At 40.7% G+C, this 21551-nt stretch carries 20 protein-coding genes and 1 CRISPR repeat array (1 of these 21 only partly in view); all 20 genes read left to right on the top strand.

All coding sequences use genetic code 11. The annotated features are described in order from the left end of the window. Positions 1 to 207: direct repeats of the CRISPR family, unit length 36 nt; unit sequence GTTTGAGAGTAGTGTAATTCTGTAAATGTCTCAAAC (it extends 743 nt beyond the left edge of the window). A 238-nt stretch (positions 208 to 445) separates the two neighbouring features. The 20 genes from secA (at position 446) to EO121_RS06755 (ending at position 21545) form a co-directional block, all read left to right on the top strand. Next, positions 446 to 2884, top strand: coding sequence for a preprotein translocase subunit SecA (secA, locus tag EO121_RS06850; RefSeq protein WP_127166976.1), 2439 nt, complete (start codon positions 446 to 448; stop codon positions 2882 to 2884). Positions 2885 to 2964: 80 nt separating this feature from the next. Then, a protein-coding gene (gene prfB, locus EO121_RS06845; RefSeq protein ID WP_240629408.1) for a peptide chain release factor 2 occupies positions 2965 to 4072 on the top strand; the annotation gives its coding sequence in 2 pieces (ribosomal slippage) (positions 2965 to 3021 and positions 3023 to 4072; 1107 coding nt in all). 4 nt (positions 4073 to 4076) lie between these two features. Then, positions 4077 to 4802 carry an LmeA family phospholipid-binding protein gene (locus tag EO121_RS06840; RefSeq protein ID WP_127166974.1) on the top strand — a complete coding sequence of 242 codons (726 nt, stop codon included), beginning with the start codon at positions 4077 to 4079 and terminating at the stop codon, positions 4800 to 4802. A gap of 8 nt (positions 4803 to 4810) precedes the next feature. After that, positions 4811 to 6835, top strand: a complete 2025-nt coding sequence (locus EO121_RS06835; protein ID WP_127166972.1) for a DUF5693 family protein — start codon at positions 4811 to 4813, stop codon at positions 6833 to 6835. Next, complete coding sequence (gene csaB / locus EO121_RS06830) at positions 6792 to 7919, top strand: polysaccharide pyruvyl transferase CsaB (protein WP_240629405.1); 1128 nt, start codon at positions 6792 to 6794, stop codon at positions 7917 to 7919. Before EO121_RS06835 ends, csaB begins: the two co-directional genes overlap by 44 nt. Positions 7920 to 7957: 38 nt before the next feature. Further along, the gene (locus EO121_RS06825) at positions 7958 to 8785 is read left to right on the top strand and encodes a transketolase (protein ID WP_127166968.1); all 828 of its coding nucleotides are present in this window, start codon (positions 7958 to 7960) and stop codon (positions 8783 to 8785) included. Between the two features lie 2 nt (positions 8786 to 8787). After that, positions 8788 to 9720: a transketolase family protein gene (locus EO121_RS06820; protein WP_127166966.1), complete on the top strand. Its 933-nt coding sequence runs from the start codon at positions 8788 to 8790 to the stop codon at positions 9718 to 9720. Between the two features lie 15 nt (positions 9721 to 9735). Then, positions 9736 to 10422, top strand: coding sequence for a cell division ATP-binding protein FtsE (gene ftsE, locus EO121_RS06815; protein ID WP_127166965.1), 687 nt, complete (start codon positions 9736 to 9738; stop codon positions 10420 to 10422). Continuing rightward, positions 10412 to 11299 (top strand): permease-like cell division protein FtsX, encoded by an 888-nt coding sequence (ftsX, locus tag EO121_RS06810; protein ID WP_127166963.1) that lies wholly within the window; start codon positions 10412 to 10414, stop codon positions 11297 to 11299. Before ftsE ends, ftsX begins: the two co-directional genes overlap by 11 nt. A gap of 5 nt (positions 11300 to 11304) precedes the next feature. Then, the gene (locus EO121_RS06805) at positions 11305 to 12483 is read left to right on the top strand and encodes a murein hydrolase activator EnvC (protein ID WP_127166983.1); all 1179 of its coding nucleotides are present in this window, start codon (positions 11305 to 11307) and stop codon (positions 12481 to 12483) included. 8 nt (positions 12484 to 12491) lie between these two features. After that, complete coding sequence (locus tag EO121_RS06800) at positions 12492 to 13757, top strand: S41 family peptidase (RefSeq protein WP_127166961.1); 1266 nt, start codon at positions 12492 to 12494, stop codon at positions 13755 to 13757. Positions 13758 to 13802: 45 nt separating this feature from the next. After that, on the top strand, positions 13803 to 15074 hold the full coding sequence (gene obgE / locus EO121_RS06795; protein ID WP_127166959.1) for a GTPase ObgE: 1272 nt from the start codon (positions 13803 to 13805) through the stop codon (positions 15072 to 15074). Between the two features lie 8 nt (positions 15075 to 15082). Beyond that, complete coding sequence (gene yhbY / locus EO121_RS06790; protein WP_127166958.1) at positions 15083 to 15370, top strand: ribosome assembly RNA-binding protein YhbY; 288 nt, start codon at positions 15083 to 15085, stop codon at positions 15368 to 15370. 22 nt (positions 15371 to 15392) lie between these two features. Then, positions 15393 to 16520 carry a glutamate 5-kinase gene (proB, locus tag EO121_RS06785; RefSeq protein WP_127166956.1) on the top strand — a complete coding sequence of 376 codons (1128 nt, stop codon included), beginning with the start codon at positions 15393 to 15395 and terminating at the stop codon, positions 16518 to 16520. Between the two features lie 3 nt (positions 16521 to 16523). Further along, on the top strand, positions 16524 to 17780 hold the full coding sequence (locus EO121_RS06780) for a glutamate-5-semialdehyde dehydrogenase (protein ID WP_127166954.1): 1257 nt from the start codon (positions 16524 to 16526) through the stop codon (positions 17778 to 17780). A gap of 129 nt (positions 17781 to 17909) precedes the next feature. After that, on the top strand, positions 17910 to 18521 hold the full coding sequence (nadD, locus tag EO121_RS06775; protein WP_127166952.1) for a nicotinate-nucleotide adenylyltransferase: 612 nt from the start codon (positions 17910 to 17912) through the stop codon (positions 18519 to 18521). Between the two features lie 71 nt (positions 18522 to 18592). Continuing rightward, positions 18593 to 19165 (top strand): bis(5'-nucleosyl)-tetraphosphatase (symmetrical) YqeK, encoded by a 573-nt coding sequence (yqeK, locus tag EO121_RS06770; protein WP_127166950.1) that lies wholly within the window; start codon positions 18593 to 18595, stop codon positions 19163 to 19165. Continuing rightward, a complete protein-coding gene (locus tag EO121_RS06765) occupies positions 19166 to 20257 on the top strand; it encodes an LCP family protein (protein WP_127166948.1) in 1092 nt (363 codons plus the stop codon). Positions 20258 to 20266: 9 nt separating this feature from the next. Beyond that, complete coding sequence (gene rsfS, locus EO121_RS06760) at positions 20267 to 20626, top strand: ribosome silencing factor (protein ID WP_127160747.1); 360 nt, start codon at positions 20267 to 20269, stop codon at positions 20624 to 20626. Between the two features lies 1 nt (position 20627). Further along, positions 20628 to 21545, top strand: coding sequence for a S1 RNA-binding domain-containing protein (locus EO121_RS06755; protein WP_127160748.1), 918 nt, complete (start codon positions 20628 to 20630; stop codon positions 21543 to 21545). The last annotated feature ends 6 nt before the right edge of the window (positions 21546 to 21551 follow it).

Below are 21551 nucleotides of genomic sequence, written 5' to 3'. Positions count from 1 at the left end.
TTCTGTAAATATCTCAAACCAAATAGTATAATTTTGTTAAGGAGCAGGGGTTTGAGAGTAGTGTAATTCTGTAAATGTCTCAAACTATCGGTTCCTGCCGATACAACAGTGGGAGGCTTGAGAGTAGTGTAATTCTGTAAATGTCTCAAACTGATATGTACGTCCAAAAAATATGTGACGGCTTGAGTGTAGTATGGTTCTGTAAATATCGAAACTGTAATTCCTATATTCTTGATGTATAGTAAGTCATGTTTCTAAATTGAATAAAGAAATGGATAGATTAGTCTGTGAATGCCACGGTCTAATCTTTTTTATATAGTATAGAATCATAAACTTGCTACCGCCTTTTTATCACTTCTTTTTGACTATTACTTGCTAGTAGGCTATAATAATCTAGATACATAGTCTTTAATTGAAACTTTCCACATATAAGGAGTTGAGATAGTTGTTAGGTTTTATACAAAAACTATTGGGCAATAAAAATGCAAAAGAAATTAAACGGATTCGATCCATTGTTGAAGAGATTAATGGATTGGAACCAGAATTGTTATCGTTAAGTGATACTTCTTTACGCGCAAAGACAGAAGAGTTCAAAGCAAGATTGGCGAATGGTGAAACATTAGATGATATTTTACCAGAAGCATTTGCTGTGGTTCGTGAAGCATCCAAACGTGTATTGGGTATGCGCCACTTTGACGTGCAAATGATTGGTGGTATTGTATTGCACCGTGGCAATATTGCAGAAATGCGTACTGGTGAAGGTAAAACATTAGTAGCTACCTTGCCGGTATATTTGAATGCTTTATCTAGTAAAGGCGTGCACGTGGTAACAGTCAACGATTACTTGGCGAAACGTGACAGCGAATGGATGGGACGTTTATATAATTTCCTAGGGTTATCTACTGGCTTAATCGTAGCTGGTTTAGATTATGACCAACGGAAACAATCCTATGGGGCAGATATTACCTATGGTACAAATAATGAGTTCGGCTTTGACTATTTGCGTGATAACATGGTTGTTCATGCAGACCAAATGGTGCAACGCCCGTTGAACTATGCTATCGTCGATGAAGTGGACTCCATTTTGATTGATGAAGCACGTACACCGCTCATTATTTCTGGTCCAGGGGAACGCTCTACGGAACGCTATTATGAATTAGCGAAAGTAGTGCCACACTTAGTGCGAGATGAAGATTACACCATCGATGAAAAACAAAAAACCATAGCTCCTACAGAAGAAGGGATTGCAAAAGTTGAAAAAATGTTACACATTGAAAACTTGTATGATTCTTCTAACTTAGAATTGAATCACTTATTGAGTGCCTCCCTTCGTGCGTACGCCATGATGGAACGTGACAAAGATTACGTTGTGAAAGATGGTGAAGTGGTTATCGTTGACGAATTTACTGGTCGTTTGATGTTTGGTCGTCGTTATTCTGATGGCTTGCACCAAGCTATTGAGGCAAAAGAAGGCCTACGTGTAGAACGTGAAAGCCAAACCTTAGCATCCATCACATTCCAAAACTATTTCCGTATGTATGAGAAATTGTCTGGTATGACGGGTACAGCGAAAACAGAAGAACAAGAATTTAACAATATTTACGGTTTGGAAGTATACGAAATTCCACCAAATAAAGTATTGGCACGTGTGGATATGCCAGATTTAATCTTTAAAACAAAAGATGCTAAATACCGTGCTGTTGTTCGCGATGTAGTGGAACGTCATAAAACAGGGCAACCAATCTTGGTGGGTACTACCTCCATTACGCAATCTGAAATGCTTAGTGATATGTTGACAAAAGCAGGCGTACCTCACAATGTATTGAATGCGAAACATCATGAAAAAGAAGCAGAAATTGTTGCGAATGCAGGTCAGTATGGTATGGTAACAATTGCCACGAATATGGCGGGCCGTGGTACCGATATTTCCTTAGGGGAAGGTGTAGCTGAATTAGGTGGTTTGCACATTTTAGGTACTGAGCGACATGAAAGTCGTCGTATCGACAATCAGTTACGCGGTCGTTCTGGTCGTCAAGGGGACAATGGTTCCTCTCAATTCTTCTTATCTTTGGAAGATGATTTAATGCGTATTTTTGGCGCAGATAATATTGCTGGTATGATGGATAAATTAGGTATGGAAGAAGATGAGCCAATTGAGCATTCTTTAATTACTAAATCCATCGAACGAGCACAGAAAAAAGTAGAAAATCATAACTTTAATATTCGTAAGTATATCTTGGAATATGATGATGTTATGAATCAACAACGGGAAGTATTATACGGACAACGTCGTTTGATCTTGAATAACCAATCCTTACGTGAAACGATCTTGCATATGGTTGATAACTTGATTATCAACTCCATAAATCAATATGCAGATGAAAAGCTATATCCAGAAGAATGGAACTATGAAGGCTTACTAAAACACTTAGAACTTTACTTCTTAGAACCAGGTATGTTAACAGTGGAGCAAATGGAAGAATATGGTCGTGCAGAATTGCAAGAACATTTAATCGACATTGCTCACAAAGAGTATGAAAAACGTGAATCCTTATTTGGGGAAGCCAATATGCGTGAGCTTGAAAAAGCCATCATGCTTAAAGTGGTAGACAGCAAATGGATGGAACATTTGGATGCTATGGATATGTTAAAAGAAGGGATTGGCCTACGTGCATATGGACAAAAAAATCCATTAGTAGAATACAAATTTGAGGCCTATGACATGTTCGAAAGTATGAAAGAAGCTATTACGGATGAAACAATTATGTATTTATACCGAATCCAAATTAATGTGGACACAATAGCAGAAGAAGAACCGGTTGATCATCTAGCTGATGCTAAGACCCACCATGAAGACGTGTTGGAACCACAAAACGTAGACTAGACTTTCATGGCCACGCAGCGAGGTGATACATCTCCTGTGCGGCCATTTGTTGTATAGAATGAAAGAAAGAGGTGAATAAATTGTTAGAAGACTTAAAAGGTCCCATCGACAATTTAGAGGAGCGTATTTTTGGAATGAGGGATTCACTTTAACATCGCTCAAAAAGAAGAACGCATATTGACATTAGATATAAAAATGAGTGACCCTGATTTTTGGAATGACCCAGATGCAGCACGTGATATTTCTCAAGAGGCGACACAATTAAAAGATGCTGTGGAAGGATATAAAAAGCTTGTTACAGATGTGGAAGAAGCAAAGCTCATGTTAGAAATGGCCATTGATGAGGAAGATACATCTATGGAAGGGGAACTGACTGCGATGGTAGAGCAGTTGACCCATGAAGTAGAGCACCGAGAAGTATTGCTTTTATTAAGTGGTGAATACGATAAGAATAATGCCATCCTTACGTTTCATGCTGGTGCCGGTGGTACGGAAGCGCAAGATTGGTGTTCTATGCTGATTCGGATGTACTTGCGTTGGGCAGAAAAACAAGGATACAGCATTTCTCTCATGGATGAACAAGTAGGCGATGAAGCGGGCATTAAAAGTGCGACCTTCCTTATCAAAGGGGAAAATGCTTTTGGGTATATGAAATCTGAAAAAGGCGTACATCGTTTAGTTCGTATTTCTCCTTTTGATTCTGCCGCACGTCGTCACACATCATTCTGTGCTGTCGATGTGATGCCTGAAATTGATGAGACTGTAGAAATTAATTTGGATATGAAAGATGTACAGGTAGATACATACCGTGCTAGCGGTGCAGGTGGACAGCACATCAACAAAACAGACTCTGCCGTGCGTATGACACATACTCCGACAGGGATTGTTGTACAGTGTCAAAGTGAACGCTCACAAATTCAAAATAGAGAGCAATGTTTAAAATTATTGCGTGCTAAATTATTTGAACTAGAATTAGAAAAGCAAGCTGAACTGAAGGAACAATTAGGTGGTACCTATCAAGCCATTGAATGGGGTAGCCAAATTCGTTCCTATGTATTCCATCCGTACAATATGGTAAAAGATCATCGTACTAGCGTGGAAACAGGTAATGTACAGGCTGTCATGGACGGCAACTTAGATCAATTTATGGAAGGATTCTTGAAGAAAGAAGCGAATTTAACAATATAATGGAGTGACCGTGAGAAATTTCTTTTTTAAAACAATACTATTTGTCTTGATACTAGGGGGTATCGTCATCGGAGGATCATCCTTTTTGTTACCTACTCTTGTGAGTCATGAAGTAGAATCAAGATTAGAAAGTGCCTTGCATCCAGAAACACAGTCCATGCGCGTTGAATCTTCTCCAGGATTCAAGTTAGTATTGGGTGAGATTGATTCATTTCGAGGTTCCTTAGATGGGGTTACCTTAGGTAAGCTAAAATTACAGCGCTTAACATTTGACCTACGTCAAATTCAAATTGAGCCTAAAGAATTATTTTTCGACCAACAATTGCGTTTTACGAGTTTCGGACAAGGTCATATTGAAGGGGTTATCCATCAAGATGATTTGAAACGATACATTGAACAACATTTATCTAGTTCCAGTGCGAAAGGGTTATCTATTGAAACTGTGGAGATTTCTGGTCGTGGCGTTGTCATGAGTGGTCGTATCGATGTAGGAGGCTTCCTTTCTGGTAAGGTAACTATCCAAGGTCGATTGGAAATTGAAGGCAACACGTTGCAGTTTGCTACAGAAAAGCTGTCCATTGGTGGAGCTAGTTTGAACCGCTTATCTAGTGGTGTGGTGAAATCAATTCCTCTCTATGATTTTGGAAAGTTCCCGATTCCTGTTCAATTGGATCGTGTAGAAACTGGACGTGAAGAAATTCATGTATTTGTGCATCCTGTTGCACAATAGGAGGGCTTATGAAATTAAAGACAATATCTATTTACACATGGATTTTATTGGCCTTTCTAGGTGTAGGCATTGTGAGTGGCCTTGTATTGGTGAAAGAACGACATCATATTGAGGCACAGCAGGAGCAGATTGAAAACATCATTGACTATGATGGATTGCTCCGTGCAAATGCCTATGAGAAACGTTCCTTGCCGGAGGCTGTGGCAGCGGCTAAAGAATCCGGTATTACTGCCTTAGCGATTTATGATAGAACTCTGCAAAAAGAAAAAGATGCAGGTCATATTCACATGTATAGTTCTAATGATTTACAGCAGCTACAAGTAGAAGGTACACAGCCAGGCATGACTTATGTGGGTGTGATTCCCGGTAAAGAAGCTTACTTTCAAGAGGTACAGGAAGATTTAGTGCGCCGCTTAGGCAAAGATAAAGTCAATGTATTGCAAACATCATTAGGCCCTATGTTAGGATTAGCATTGCCAAGTGATTCTTTGAAAGATATGAATTTAGGTATTTCTAAATTGCAAGCTCAAGAAGTGGCGAACCTAGGATTCCATGTCATTGTACGTCCAACGAACTATAAAGGAGTGACTGTAGAAGATGTGGACCATGTGTTCCAACGTCTTGAGGGAGTTCCTAACATAACGGGGATGGTCTTTGTAGGTAAAGAAGCCTTGGGATATCCACTGCATGTAGATCGTACGTTAGAACAATTAGAAGCACGCCATATTCCTGTAGTTGGCATTGAAGCGGTAAACCAATTGCAATACTTTCCACAAGCTGGGTTCTTAGAAATGGCTAATGCGAATCACTATAAAGTAGGTAGATTGTACACTGTATCGAAAGAAGAAGTACGTAAGCTGACACCAGGTGAACTAGTGCAATGGTTCTACATCAGTGATATTGAACGAAATATCCGTTACAACTTGTTCCCATTATATGAACAAGGCGTAGATAACAAAACAGCTTTAGAAACAACATTATTTGTAGCGAAACAAGTAACAGATAAATTACAAGCTCGTGGCTTTACTACAGGGGAAGCCTCTATCTATCCTGTGTATACGCCGAATACTTTGTTGCGATTGTTAACGATGACAGGGGTCATAAGCTTGGCTACGTTAACGTTGGGACAATTTATACGTCTACGTAAGCCGTACTTACTCGGTCTATTTGTAGTAGGAAGTGTCCTTTCTGTGGGAATTTACTTGATGACTACAGGTACAAAAATTATGTCGGCATGGGCATTGGTGGCAGCTATATCTGCTCCGGTACTGGCGATGACGATGATTTTTGATTGTTGGTCGAAACGAAACCATACAGGCATATCCCCTTGGAGAAGTACCATAGAATCTGTGGTATATCTAGTCGTGGCAGCCTTGATTGCAGCTATTGGTGGCATTAGCATTGCGGCTATGTTAGGGAGCACACAGTTCTTTATGGAATTTGCTTTATTCCATGGTGTAAAATTAACCTTTGTAGCGCCAGTAGTATTGACAGCGATCGCTTATTTACAACGGTTTCCAATTTGGAAAGGTAGAACTATTTCTTCGGTGAAAGATATCAAATCTTTCATTACAGAATTTGTGCAAATTGATATTAAAGTTTATAGTTTATTAATCGTGGGAGCCTTAGCGGTGGTAGCCTATGTATTTGTGGGCCGCAGTGGTCATACAGCAGGTGTACCAGTACCGTCTTGGGAACTCGCTTTACGTAGATTTTTAGAAAATACTATGTATGCTCGACCTCGTGAAAAAGAATTTTTAATCGGACATCCCGCATTTATGTTGGCAGCCTATGCAGTAGGGCGTAGGATTCCGATGGTGTTACACTTTGCTTTATCCGTAGGGGCAGTCATAGGTATTGCATCTATGGTGGAAACATTCTGTCATTTGCGCACGCCAGTGTTTATGTCTATTGCTCGTGGTTATGATGGATTGCTATTAGGTATCGTCATCGGTTTAGTAGCGATTATAGCGGTACGTTTCATCGGCTATGGCATTCGTTGGTTCCAAGGACGAGGTGAAAGCCATGTGTAAGATACTCATTTCCGGTTATTATGGATTTGGTAATGCCGGAGATGAAGCGCTATTGAGTTCTATTTTGCAAGCGTTGCTAGAACTAGAACCACAGGCTGAGATTACGGTGATTTCTGGAAATCCTGTAGAAACTATGAGCACCCACAAGGTGAAAGCTATTGGTCGATTTGATATGTGGAAGATCTACCAAGCGGTGTATTCTTGCGATATGCTCATCAGTGGCGGCGGTAGTTTGTTGCAGGATGTAACAAGTGCTCGTAGTTTGTATTATTACTTGAGCATCATTGCTTTAGTGAATACATTGGGAAAACGAGTGATGATTTATGCCCAAGGCATTGGTCCTTTGCGTAAATCCTTGGCCCGTACCACGGTGGGACACGTATTGAATCAAGTGTCCCAGATTACCGTACGGGACCATGCCTCAAAAGAAGAGCTACTTTCACTAGGTATTCACGACGTACCGATTACAGTGACCGCTGATGCGGTACTTGGGATGCATCCAGTGGATACCACGGTGGGGCGTAAGATGCTAGAATCCTATGGAGTGACTGCGGATAGACCGATTGTAGGAGTATCTGTACGGTCATGGAAAGATTGTATAGACTATCAAGAAACATTGGCAGAGGCCCTTGACCAAATCCAGACCACAAAGGATGCGCAAATCGTATTCATACCTATGCAACATCGGGAAGATACGATGGAAGCAGAAACGATTGCTAACCTGATGAAAACAAAGTCCACGGTTCTAGCGGATGCGTATAGTACTACGGAGTTATTGGCGCTCAGCGGCTCTGTGGATGTCATGATAGGTGTACGGCTCCATGCATTAGTATTTAGTGCGTTAATGGAAACACCTTGTTTAGGAATCTCTTATGACCCTAAAATTTTAAACTTTCTTCATATGATTGGTGAAGTGCCAGTAGGTGATTTACATACATTAGAAGTAGAACCTATAGTGGCACGTACAGTAGAGGCTTTGGAACGAGGCAATTTCACAGAAACCGTGCTAGAAAATATCCATGAATTACGAAGAAATGCATTAGAGAATGCCCGCATTGCCATTGGCATGCTGCATGATAAATAATTTACCTTAGAATTGTGTATAACACGGGAGGGTATAGTATGTTAACACTTGAACAAAAACAATTGATACAAGAAAAAGCAAAAGCGATTCGTGTAAACATCGTGAAAGCTGTAACAGCAGCGAAATCTGGTCATCCAGGAGGATCTTTGTCCATTGCTGATGTGATGAGCTTGTTGTACTTTCAAGAAATGAATGTAAATCCAAATGAGCCGAAAGATCCAAATCGCGATCGTTTTGTCTTATCTAAAGGACATGCTGCACCAGCTCTGTATGCTACATTAGCAGAAAAAGGGTTCTTTCCAACAGAAGAATTACTAAACTTGCGCAAAATTGACCATATCTTACAAGGTCATCCAGATATGAAATACATTCCAGGGGTAGATATGTCCACTGGTTCCTTAGGACAAGGTATTTCCGCGGCTTGTGGTATGGCATTGGCAGGTAAAATTGATGGAGCCTCTTACCGTGTGTACTCTGTACTAGGTGACGGAGAATTAGAAGAAGGGCAAGTATGGGAAGCAGCGATGTTTGCAGCGCATTATAAATTGTCCAACTTAACAGCGTTTGTAGATTTTAATGGATTGCAAATCGACGGTGACATCACAAAAGTTATGAGTCCATTGCCAATTGATGAAAAATTCAAAGCTTTCGGTTGGCATGTGATCGTGGTGGATGGTCATGATATTGATGCTTTACACGAAGCAGTTACAGAAGCAAAAGCAACTACAGATAAACCGACTATGGCGATTATGAATACTATTAAAGGGAAAGGTGTACAAGCTATGGAAGGCCAAGCAGGCTGGCATGGTAAAGCGCCATCACAAGAAGAATGTGATAAATTTGTAGCGGAATTGTTGGAGGTGTAATCATGGGAAAAGCGACTCGTGAAGCATATGGTACAGCCTTAGTAAAAGTGGGGGCTACTCATAAAGATATTGTTGTATTAGATGCAGATTTATCAAAATCTACAAAAACTGATGAATTTAAAAAAGTATATCCTGAACGATTCTTTAATGTAGGGATTGCAGAGCAAAACTTAATTTCTGTAGGTGCTGGCTTAGCAGCAGCAGGAAAAGTGCCATTTGTATCTTCCTTTGCTATGTTTGCTACCGGCCGTGCATTTGAACAAGTGCGTAACGCTGTGTGCTATCCAAAATTAAATGTAAAAGTATGTGCTACTCATGCAGGAATTACTGTCGGTGAAGACGGTGCGACACACCAAAGTTTAGAAGATATTTCTTGCATGCGTACATTGCCTAATATGACTGTTGTAGTACCAGCAGATGCAGCAGAAACAGAAGCAGTCATTGCTTGGGCAGCGGAGTACCATGGTCCAGTGTATGTGCGCTTAGGCCGTGCTGGCGTAGAAGATGTGACACCAGAAGGTTACACATTTGTGCCGGGCAAATCTCAACAATTACGTGATGGCAAAGATGCAACAATTATTGCTTGCGGTGCCTTAGTGGGACCAGCCGTAGAAGCAGCGGCTACGTTAGAAGCAGAAGGTATTTCTGTACGTGTTATCAATATGGCATCCATTAAGCCTATTGATGCAGAGGCGATTGTAAAGGCAGCGAAAGAGACAGGCCTATTGATCACAGCAGAAGAACATAATGTGATTGGTGGTTTAGGTAGTGCTGTGGCAGAAGTTGTGGTGAAAGAATACCCAGTGCCAATGGAATTCGTTGGTGTGAAAGATACCTTTGGTGAGTCTGGTACACCGAAAGAATTGATGGCAAAATATGGATTAACAGCAGCTGATATTGTAGCAGCTACCAAACGAGGAATAGCGCGAAAATAGGAAGGGAATGATAGAATGATAGAATTTAGAAATGTCCATAAAGTATACGACAATGGGTCTGTTGCTTTAGAGGATGTATCGATTCATATTGAAAAAGGAGAATTCGTATTAGTCTGTGGGCATTCTGGAGCAGGTAAATCAACATTTATTAAGTTACTTTCACATGAAGTCACACCAGATTCTGGAACGGTTATTGTGAATGATGTTGATGTAACACGTATCAAATCTAGTAAAGTACCGTACTTGCGTAGAAAGTTAGGTATTGTATTCCAAGATTTCCGATTATTACCATCAAAAACAGTATTTGAAAATATTGCTTTCGCTTTGGAAGTTATTGAAGAAAAACCGAAAGTAATTCAAGAAAAAGTGTACAATGTGTTGGAATTGGTAGGATTAAGCGATAAGGCCAATGATTTGCCACAAGATCTTAGTGGTGGGGAACAACAGCGGGTTGCTATTGCTAGAGCTATTGTAAATAAACCATTGGTGTTGATTGCAGACGAACCAACAGGTAACTTGGACCCTCAGACGAGTCGTGATATTTCTGACCTTTTCAAAGCCATCAATAACTCTGGGACAACCGTGGTGATGGTAACACATGATATGGATATGGTGTCCTATCTGAACAAACGAGTGATTGCCTTAGAAGGCGGTCGTGTTGTGAGTGATCAAATGAGAGGGGCCGCATTCCATGAAAATTAGAACTTTTAAGTATTATATAAAAGAAGCCATTAAATCCATGCGTCGCAATGGATTGATGTCCTTAGCATCTATTTCCACGGTCACATTGTCTTTGTTTATCTTGGGCGTGTTTGCTTGTGGTGTTGTGAACCTTAACAATTTGGCATCCCATTTAGAGAGCCAAGTGCAAATTAGTATCTATTTGAAGGACAATTTAACAACACCGCAAGTGATGGAATTAGGTAAAAAATTAAAAGCCTTGCCAGAGCTAAAAGACATTGAATTTGTCACAAAAGATGAAGCTATGAAACGCTTTAAAGAGCGTTTAGGGGAACAACAGCAATTAGTAGACTCCCTAGATGGACATAACCCATTACCAACGTCCTATGTATTGACTTTCAATACACCAGACCAAGTAAAATCTACAGCAGAAGTGGTGTCTAAATATCCAGAAGTTGAAAGTGCCCATTATGGACAAGATGTGATTGAGCAAATTTTTGAAGTTACAAAAATTATCCGTATCGGCGGCATTGTGTTAATTGCTTTCTTAGCGGGTGCTACCTTATTTATCATTTCCAACACCATTCGATTGACTGTGTTCGCACGTCGTAAAGAAATTGGAATTATGAAGTATGTAGGGGCTACGAACTGGTTTATCCGTTGGCCTTTCGTATTGGAAGGTATGTTCTTGGGCGCTATTGGTGGTGCTATTGCAGGTGTTGCGACATGGCAATTCTATCGCTATATTACGGTGGAAGTGATTTCCAACTTTGCTTTTATGCCATTAGTACCAATGATGCCATTCATCTATCAATTGTCAGCTGGCTTAGTAGGTGTAGGTATATTAGTAGGTGCTATTGGTAGTACTATTTCGTTAAAACAATATATGAAAGTGTAGGAATGATGAAGAAAAAAACTGTAACACTAGTAACTAGTTTACTATGCGGTTCTATCATGATGGCTACACCGTATTGGTATCAAGCACAAGATGAAGACTTAACGAATCAGTTGTCAAATATTCAACAACAAATAACAAATGAAGCGAATAAAAAGTCAGAAGCTGAAAAAACGATTGGTACCGTATATGAACAGTTACATGCTATACAACGTGATTTAGATACTGCTACAGCAGAATTAAAACAAGTGCAGGCAGAGCGGATTCAATTAGATAAAGATATTACAAAAACAGAAGCTGAATTGAAAGAAGCACAAGCCCGCTTGCAGTCTCGTGAAAAAGTATTCTATAAACGAGTACGAGATATCTATATCAACGGTCGTTTAAGCTATTTAGATGTAGTGGTGGGATCAAAAGATTTTAGCGACTTTGCAAACCGTATGGAAATGTTGAAACGCATTCTACAATCCGATATGGATTTGATCAACACGATTAAAACGGAGCGAGAAGAAATTGCTAGCAAAAAAGCTAAATTAGAAGAAGATCGTGCTAAAGTATTAGAACTAGAAAAAGTAGCGCAAGAAAAGCAAAACGTAATTAATCAGAAAAAAGCAGAACGCCAAGCTGTGTTAGAACGGGCTATGAATGACCGAGATACGGCTGAGCGTGCGTATAATGAGTTAATGGCGTCTTCCGCAAGCATTACTGCGATGCTACAACAGCGGGCTGCAGAACGTGCAGCGGCGGCAGCAGCGGCTGCAAGCCAAGGCGGTGGTGGCGGTGGTGCTACATGGGTACAAGGATCTGGTCAATTAGCAGCCCCTGTGGTGGCGCCTATTACGTCTGACTTTGGTTGGCGTATTCACCCGATTTATGGCACACGTCGTTTACATGCGGGCACTGACTTTGGTGTAGATGAAGGTACACCTGTGCATGCAGCGGATGGTGGGGTTGTCGTAGAAGCTGGTTGGGTCAGCGGATATGGATATACTGTCATCATTGACCATGGAAATGGCATGTCTACTTTGTACGCTCATAATAGTGATGTAGCGGTAAGCCCGGGCCAAACTGTATCGAAAGGTCAAGTAGTTTCCTACTCAGGTAATACCGGTGGTTCTACAGGTCCACACCTTCATTTTGAGGTGCGTATTAATGGTGAACCAACAGATCCGATGGGATACTTATAGAGGAGACTATGGAAGATAAGAAAAAAACATCTATTTGGCATAAAGCTAAGACCTACCTGTTAGGCGTAAGATATGAAGTCATTACAAAAGATGAGGCAGGGAATATTATCAGCATAGAAGATGACCTTGAACATGAGAGCATTAAAGATCTCATTAAATATTATTTGCTCATTGCATTGACTTGGATACTTACCTTTTTAATAGGCTTAACCGCTTTCTTTTGGTATATCTCAGGGTCTCCGTTGGGAATTGCTAAATTTGGGTACACCTACTTTATCACTACCCAATGGGCGATGGACCCACCAGCCAAAGAAGAACTCTTTGTGAATATGTTGAAAGGCCTAGTAAAAGGCACTCATGATAAACATACTGTCTATTTAGACAAGGATGACATGAAAGAGCTGGAAATGCACACGTCCTCTACCTATAGTGGGATTGGCCTATTACTAGATTTTTCCGATGGAAAAACTCTGAAAGTAGGCGCTACGATGGAAGGACAACCAGCGGAAGCGGCAGGCCTTCAAAAAGGAGATCAAATCCTTGCTATTAATGGCACACCCGTGTCTGATATTGAAAAAGAAGACGTAGCGAATCGTATTCGCGGTGAAGAGGGCACTTTCGTGGTGCTTCGTATCCTTCGCAATGGGGAAGAACAAGAGCTTTCCATTGAACGGAAAACGATTGTAATGCCTACTGTAAAAGGGCAAATGCTAACCGAAGATATTGGTTATATTCGTGTTACCCAATTTGCTGAAAAAACAGTAGATGAATTTACGAAAGCCTATGAGGAACTTCAATCTAAAGGGATGAAACGGCTAGTCTTAGACTTGCGTGATAATCCGGGTGGCTTAATTACGACAGCTCATGGTATTGGACAATATTTAGTGCCGAAAGGACCGATTGTGACGGTACAAACGAGACGGGGTAAAACAACAGCCTATATGTCTAGAGGAGACTATCCTCTCATTCCATTAGTTGTGTTGATTAATGGTAATTCTGCAAGTGCTTCAGAAATTATTGCTGGTGCTGTGCAGGATACAAAATCAGGTACCATTGTAGGCACAAAAAGTTATGGCAAAGGTACTGTACAGAGCGTAGTACAAGGCCTTGATGAAGAAGGTTTAAAGGTTACTATCGCTCGCTATCATACACCAAATGATAGAGTTATCGATGGTATTGGTATTGAACCAGATGAAGTTGTGGAGCCGTCCAAAACAAATCCTGAAGAGGATGTGCAAATGGAACGTGCTATTGAAATTGTAAAAACTCTATGATATAGCGGCTTCGGCCGCTCTATCTATAGGGCTAGAGGAAAAAATATGTTTATAGATCGTGCCCGTATATTAGTGAAAGCGGGAGATGGCGGTAACGGTATGAGTAGTTTCCGTCGAGAAAAATATGTACCACAAGGGGGACCGAATGGTGGAGATGGCGGTAAAGGTGCTGACATCATTTTAAAAGCTGACAGAAATATCAATACATTGGTTGATTTTAGATATAAACGTCAATTTAAAGGCGACACAGGCGGTGCTGGACAGAGTGCCAACAAGCATGGACGTGGCGCTGAAAATTTAATCGTCTCTGTTCCTTTAGGAACAACGGTAACGGATGAAGAATCTGGTAAATTAATGGCGGACTTAGTGGAAGATGGACAAACCTACATGGTTGCCAAAGGTGGTCGAGGTGGCCGTGGTAACGCACGCTTTCAAACAAGTGCTAACCGTGTACCAACCTTTGCTGAAAAAGGGGAACCAGGTGAAGAACGTTGGTTAAACTTAGAGCTTAAAGTGTTGGCTGATGTTGGATTATTGGGTTACCCAAGCGTGGGTAAATCCTCCATTATCCGCAAAGTATCTTCTGCAAAACCAGAAGTGGCTGCGTACCATTTTACTACATTAACTCCAGTATTAGGGGTAGTTTCTGTAGCACCAGGTAAAAGTTTTGTCATGGCAGATATTCCAGGTTTGATTGAAGGCGCTAGTGAAGGTATTGGTTTAGGACATTCCTTCTTGCGTCATGTAGAACGTAGTAATATTTTGCTCCATGTATTAGATGTATCTGGATTAGAAGGTCGTGACCCTATTGAAGACTTTCATAAAATTAACGAAGAGTTAGCTAAATATAGCGAAAAATTAAGCAAGAAAAAGCAATTGATTGTATTGAACAAAACAGACTTGTTACAAGATGAAGAAACATTGCCAAGAGTGACAAAGTACTTCGCCGATCAAGACTATGAAGTATTTGCGGTGAATGCATTGACTGGAGAAGGGTTGCCATCATTAGTAGAACGTGCATGGTACTATGTAGAAAACTATGTGCCAGAACCAGAAGTGGTGGATGACACTGTATACTATGAAGCTAAACCAGATACAGATTTCGTCATCACTCGTGGCGATGATGCATCCTATATTATCAGTGGCTCTCGTATTGAGAAATTGGTGGCAATGACAAATCTTGATGATGAACAAGCGTTGCGAAGATTCCAAAAGATTTGGCGTTACATGGATTTAGATGCGGAATTGAAAAAACGTGGCATCCAAGATGGCGATGAAGTAGTCATCGGAGATCAACGATTTACTTTCCATGATTAGGAGATAGAATGACAGGTAAACAGAAACGATATTTACGTGCCTTAGCAAGCACTATGCCGGCAGTGGTGATGATTGGTAAAGGGGGATTGGAAAATCCTGTTATCGACAGTGCACGAGCTGCTATTACTAAACGTGAATTAATCAAAGTAAAAGTATTAAACAACTGTTTAGAGGATCCAAAAGAAATTTTGCCTCACTTAGCAGATATGTTAGGAGCAGAATTAGTACAAATCATTGGACATAATGGTATATTGTATAAAAAAGCAAAAGATCCAAAAATTGAGTTGCCAAGATAATCAATCCGTATGAGGTGAAGCGATGAGAGAAGAGTTACGACAGGCGAAACGAGTGATTGTTAAAGTAGGAACAAGTTCACTAACCCATGCAAATGGACGCATTAACATTGATAAAATGGAAGTGTTAGTCCGCCAAATTTGTAATTTAGCCAATGCAGGAAAAGAAATGATTTTAGTTTCTTCTGGGGCTACTGCTGCCGGTCTTCCCTCATTGGGGTTCACTTCAAGACCCGATGATATTGCGTTAAAACAAGCGGCCGCCTCTGTGGGACAAGGTATCTTGCTACATATGTATGAAAAACTATTTGCTGAGTATGGACATACAGTAGGGCAAATTTTGGTAACACGGGAAGATACGGTGAAACGTAGTCATTATCTGAATCTCCGGAATACATTGACAGCCCTCATCGGATTAGGAGTTATTCCTATTATCAATGAAAATGATGTGGTGGCTATCGATGAATTTAAAATTGGTGATAATGATACATTATCTGCTAACATTGCTAGCATTATTGATGCAGATGCATTGATTATTTTATCGGATATTGAAGGTCTATATACAGCGAATCCGTCTACAGATCCTAATGCTACATTAATCCATGAAGTAGAGGCTCTTACACCGTACATTTATGAAATTTCTGGCGGTGCAGGGTCTTCTTTGGGCACTGGTGGTATGTATACGAAGATTCAAGCTGCTCATATTGCAACGAACTCTGGAGTTCATATGATTATCGCCTCTGGTGACCATCCAGATAGTATTAAAGCTATTATGAATGGAGAAGAACGAGGCACGCATTTCTGGCCTCATCGAGATGTACCGCAAATTAAAAAGCGTTGGATGGCATTTGGCACACGTTTACAAGGTACCATTCATGTAGATAAGGGATGCCGTGATGCATTACTCACTAATGGATCTAGTATTTTACCAGTAGGTATTCTATCTGCTGAAGGACAATTTGAAGAAGGGGATACCATATCTATCGTTCACGATGGAGAAGAAATTGCCCGCGGTATTGTGAACTTTAATCTATCTGACTTGTTACAGATTAAAGGACGTAAATCACAGGATATTCCTACTATACTTGGTGTTCGTGATACCTATCATGTAGTAGTGCATCGAGATAACTTAGTTGTCTTACGACAGGAGTAAATTATGAATCCATATACTGCATATTTTGAAAGTTTAGGCAAAGCAGCTCGGTCAGCTTCTATGGCGGGACAAGTACTGAGTACAGAAGATAAGAATCGTATTTTGGAACAGATTGCTCGTGATTTAGAAACGGACATCCCAACTATTTTAGAGGCGAACACTATGGATTGTTCCCAAGCTAAAGAGAATGGAGTTCCATCTGTAATGATGGATCGGCTTCGTTTGACGAAGGAACGAATCCAAGGTATTTGTGAAGGTGTTCGTCAGGTAGCTAACTTACGGGATCCTATTGGTACAGTGCTAGAAACTAGAACTTTAGACAATGGTTTGCGTATTGAAAAGCGCCAAATCCCTATCGGTGTTATTGGTATGATTTATGAAGCACGCCCCAATGTAACAGTGGATGCAGCAGCGTTAGCGATAAAAACAGGCAACGCTATCATACTTCGTGGTGGTAAAGAAGCATACCACACAAGTGAGGCGATGGTACATATCATGCAAGGTTCCTTAGAACGGTGTGGAGCCCCTAAAGAATTGATTCAATTAGTGTCTATTCTTGAGCGAGAAGCTGTAGGCGAATTCTTAGCACAACGTAAATGGATTGATGTAATGATTCCACGTGGTGGAGCAGGATTGATTCAATTTGTGGTCAACAATAGTAAAATTCCTGTTATAGAAACAGGGAGCGGTGTTGTGCATGGCTATGTGGATGCCACTGCAGATGAAGCGATGGCATTACAGGTATTGGAAAATGCAAAACTGTCGCGGCCATCTGTATGTAATGCAATGGAAACGATTCTGTTACATGAAGGAAGACTACAAGATTTAGGCCCCAAAATTGTATCTATGCTAGAAGAAAAAGGCGTTGCCATCTATGGAGATACACAGATTCAAAGCTTATCTTCTCAGGTGAAACCTGCCACTGAAGACAATTGGTCTACAGAATATAATGACTATGTTGTGAACTTTAAAGTGGTATCTTCCATTGATGATGCTATTACTCATATCAATACATTTGGTACAAAACATTCTGAAATGATTATTACAGAAGACTCAACCGAGGCAGAACGATTTATGAACTTAGTGGATGCCTCCACAGTCTATGTGAATGCATCTACACGATTTACAGATGGTTTTGAATTTGGCTTAGGGGCTGAGATCGGTATTAGTACGCAAAAATTACATGCTCGAGGGCCTATGGGGTTAGATGCGTTGACTAGTTATAAATATTTCGTCTTTGGTCATGGACAGGTACGATGAAACTTACATATCTAAAAGCTTACTTTCAGTATATGAAGTCACCTAAAGGGGCTTATGAATGGAAGTCTTATGGCATCGTATTAACCATACTAGGTGTGGTATCACTAGTGTGTATAGGGGCGTGGTTACATGGCAGATAAGAAAAAGAGAATTGGCATTTTGGGAGGCACCTTTAATCCTGTCCACTTAGGGCATTTGATGATTGCAGAAATGGCGTCAGAAGCATTTGACTTGAATCGTGTCATTTTTGTACCAGCAAAGGAACCACCGCATAAAGAGACAGATGTGATTGATGCGAAATATCGGTTAGAAATGGTGCGTGCAGCGGTTTTGGATAATCCGAATTTTGTGGTTTCTGATGTAGAGATGCAGCGAGAAGGAAAATCGTATACCATTGATACATTGCGGTATTTTCATGATGTGTATGGACCATCTACGGAATTTTTCTTCATTGCTGGTACAGATACGATTCAGAATTTACCAACTTGGAAATATATAGAAGAACTGTTAGATATGTGCGAGTTCATCGGGGCTATTCGTCCTGGTGCTACGAACGATATTGGTGAAAGTATCGCATGGCTTACTCAACAAGGCGGTCACATTCATATATTAGAAGTGCCAGAAATGAAGCTATCTGCCACGGAATTGCGTCATCGATTGCGCCATGGCTTGTCCACTCGATATATGTTGCCGAAAACGGTGTATCAATATATTAAGGAACATAAGATATACAACACGTGAATTTGTCATCACTAAAGATGGAATTAATTTCGTAGTACCCTATAGAAAGGTATAGGCTAGTGAAGGATACAATGACAATAGAAAGAATACAGCATATTGTGGAAGGTCGACTTTCACCAAAACGATTTGCCCACACACTAGGGGTGGTGGATATGGCAAAACGATTAGCAAACCACTATGGGGTGCGGGTAGATCAAGCAGAAATGGCAGCATTATTGCATGATGCTATGAAAGAATGTTCCTTAGAAGCTATGCAAGATATGGTGCAGCAAGCGCAGATACCAGTGGATAAGGAAATGCTTAGTAATGGTGCTTTATTGCATGGACCAGCAGGTGCTGCCTATGCGAAATTAGAGCTGCATATCCAAGATGAATCAATTTGTGAAGCTATTCGTGTTCATACATTAGGCAGTACCCACATGAGTGTATTGGATAAGATTATTTTTTTAGCAGATTATATTGAGCCGAATCGTGACTTTCCAGGCGTGGAAGAATTACGGACGTTGGCATTTCAAGATTTGAATGCCGCTGTTGTTCAAGCCTATGATGGAACGATACGTCATTTGTTAGACCAAGGGTTAAGTATACATGTGGATACGATTCAAGGTAGAAATAGTGTATTGTTAGAAAGGTCGGAGGTATAAATGGATCAAAAGATACGACGCAAACCACGTCGAAATGGACTGCGTTGGGGTCGAATTATAGGCGCCCTCATCGTCCTCATAGCGATCGTAGGAGTGGTAGTCTGGGGTATACGTAGTGCAGTAAGTTCCGTATCACAGCCTACTACTGGCCAAGAATCGCATCCCTTGCCGGTTGTGACGAATACAACGCCTATCGATATGAGATCTATTAAGACCTCCTATATGCTGGTTGTAGGTGTCGATAAAAGTCAACCACAACAAGCAGATGCGCTGTATGTTGTGGCTTTCAATTTAGATGCCAAAACTATGCAGATTATTGGTATCCCAAGTAATAGTAAAATTATTAACCGTCATAATGAGGCTCCGCAACGAATTAATGATATCTATGCACAAGGTGGAATTGAATTGACGAAGGCAGTCGTGGAAGATATGTTCCATATTGTCATCCCTTATTATGCAGTAGTGGATCAAGATAGTTTCCACTCTATGATGAATATTTTTGGCGCTCCTAGTTTATATGTAGAGCAATCGATGGTACATCAAGATGCAGCATCTGGTGAGGTAGATATCAATATTCATCAGGGGTATCAGGATTTGACTGATGATACAGCCTTTGGATATATGCGATTCATCAATCATGAAGGGGATACACTAGCACGGACTATGCATCAAGAGCGATTGCTAAAATCTATGTGGGAACGAGAACGTAATCATGTTAGTTTGGGAACAGCTTTTCGCGTGTGGCGACAATGGAGCCATATTAGTACCAATGTGAGTACTTGGGATGGAGTTCGCTTCGTGACGAAAGTGATTGAGTTCCCGAAAGGTAAAGTGCGTTGGTATATTTTACCAGGTTCACCAGAAACGATAGACCATGTGGACTACTGGAATGTAGAACCAGTAGAGTTACAACAATTAGTAGGTATAACGGTAGGAGATATTCCAAGTGATGCAGAGGTAATTCCTGTGATTGGAGATACTTCAAAAGATGGTTCCACGGATGCTGCTAAAGAATCTGGAAAACAATCGAAGGATAAAGAAACAGAGGGTACGAAGGAGAAAACAGAACCGGGAAGCCCTACAACAAGATAAGGAGTTAGAATGAAACAGAAACAAGATATTTTAGGAACGGTAAACATCTTAGCACAAGCTGGCTTTGATAAAAAAGGTGAAGATATTTCCATTATGGATATGGAAGGTCTTACCATGTTAGGCGATTATTTTTTGGTGGTTACAGCAAACAATGTGAAACATGCACAAAGTGTGGCAGATGCCATTGAAGATGCAGGCGCAGAACAAGGCATGACTGTATTACATCGTGAAGGATATCGTGAAGGAGATTGGATCTTACTTGATTTTGGTGATGTCATTGCCCATGTATTTACAGGTGAATACCGCCATTTCTATGGCTTAGAAGAATTGTGGAAGGATGCACCGAGAGAATCCTTTGAAGGAGTCTAATATGGCTAGTACTTTATCTGAAAATACTATTGCTACACTAAAGGTATTGCGTCAAAGTGATCAAGGGTCTTTTTTAGATGGTCAAACAGGGAATACAAATGACGATATTTTGTTGCATAAAGACCAACAAACTAGTGATGTTGCGATTGGCGATGAAGTAACAGTATTTCTATACAAAGATCCCAAAGGACGATTGACAGCGAGTATGCGTTTACCCGCTATGAAGGAAGGTCAAATTGGTTATGTTGAGGTCATCAATACAACAAACTTTGGCTGCTTCGTAGAGGTGGGAACTGAACGGGGGATTTTTATGCCTCATGCAGAAATGCGTGGGCGCCCTCAAAATGGTGAAAAAGTGTGGGTTCGCCTCTATAGTGATAAATCTGGTCGTTTAGCGGTATCCATGGATGTGGATGATGCTATGCGTCGCGCCTCAAAACCGGCTAACGATGCTAAAATTGGAGGTATGGTGAAAGGTGCTATTTACAACATGACTAGCGAAGGGGCCTTTTTGATTACCCCAGAGCGATGGATTGCTTTCATGCATCGTAGTGAAATGACAAAGCCACTAAAAGTAGGAGAGCTTATTGAAGGTCGCATTACTTTTAAGCGTGATGATGGACGTATCAATATTTCTATGCGCCCTGTCAAAGAAGAGGCATTGGCTACGGATGGTGCAAAAATTATGACCTATTTAGGCAGTCGTCATGGACGTATGCCTTATGGTGATAGTACGTCGGCACCTATCATTAAAGATAAATTCAACATCAGCAAGGCCGCTTTTAAACGTGCCTTAGGACATCTGATGAAAGCAGGATTCATTGTGCAAGAAGATGGATGGACCCTATTAACAGAGAAAGGGCAAGCCACTTTACTAGAGGCGGATGAACAATCTGCTACTGTAGAGGAAACAAAATAGGGAGGA

It is taken from the genome of Veillonella sp. CHU732 (genome assembly GCF_003992085.1).
Taxonomy (GTDB): Bacteria; Bacillota; Negativicutes; order Veillonellales; family Veillonellaceae; genus F0422.
Note: the sequence above shows the minus strand (reverse complement) of the source record. Positions and strands in the feature narration are given on the sequence as shown.

Coding starts and splice junctions, on each gene's coding strand:
- EO121_RS06835 (WP_127166972.1), top strand. CDS start 4,811: ATGAAATTAAAGACAATATCTATTTACACATGGATTTTATTGGCCTTT.
- csaB (WP_240629405.1), top strand. CDS start 6,792: ATGGCATTCGTTGGTTCCAAGGACGAGGTGAAAGCCATGTGTAAGATA.
- EO121_RS06825 (WP_127166968.1), top strand. CDS start 7,958: ATGTTAACACTTGAACAAAAACAATTGATACAAGAAAAAGCAAAAGCG.
- EO121_RS06820 (WP_127166966.1), top strand. CDS start 8,788: ATGGGAAAAGCGACTCGTGAAGCATATGGTACAGCCTTAGTAAAAGTG.
- ftsE (WP_127166965.1), top strand. CDS start 9,736: ATGATAGAATTTAGAAATGTCCATAAAGTATACGACAATGGGTCTGTT.
- ftsX (WP_127166963.1), top strand. CDS start 10,412: ATGAAAATTAGAACTTTTAAGTATTATATAAAAGAAGCCATTAAATCC.
- EO121_RS06805 (WP_127166983.1), top strand. CDS start 11,305: ATGAAGAAAAAAACTGTAACACTAGTAACTAGTTTACTATGCGGTTCT.
- EO121_RS06800 (WP_127166961.1), top strand. CDS start 12,492: ATGGAAGATAAGAAAAAAACATCTATTTGGCATAAAGCTAAGACCTAC.
- obgE (WP_127166959.1), top strand. CDS start 13,803: ATGTTTATAGATCGTGCCCGTATATTAGTGAAAGCGGGAGATGGCGGT.
- yhbY (WP_127166958.1), top strand. CDS start 15,083: ATGACAGGTAAACAGAAACGATATTTACGTGCCTTAGCAAGCACTATG.
- proB (WP_127166956.1), top strand. CDS start 15,393: ATGAGAGAAGAGTTACGACAGGCGAAACGAGTGATTGTTAAAGTAGGA.
- EO121_RS06780 (WP_127166954.1), top strand. CDS start 16,524: ATGAATCCATATACTGCATATTTTGAAAGTTTAGGCAAAGCAGCTCGG.
- nadD (WP_127166952.1), top strand. CDS start 17,910: ATGGCAGATAAGAAAAAGAGAATTGGCATTTTGGGAGGCACCTTTAAT.
- yqeK (WP_127166950.1), top strand. CDS start 18,593: ATGACAATAGAAAGAATACAGCATATTGTGGAAGGTCGACTTTCACCA.
- EO121_RS06765 (WP_127166948.1), top strand. CDS start 19,166: ATGGATCAAAAGATACGACGCAAACCACGTCGAAATGGACTGCGTTGG.
- rsfS (WP_127160747.1), top strand. CDS start 20,267: ATGAAACAGAAACAAGATATTTTAGGAACGGTAAACATCTTAGCACAA.
- EO121_RS06755 (WP_127160748.1), top strand. CDS start 20,628: ATGGCTAGTACTTTATCTGAAAATACTATTGCTACACTAAAGGTATTG.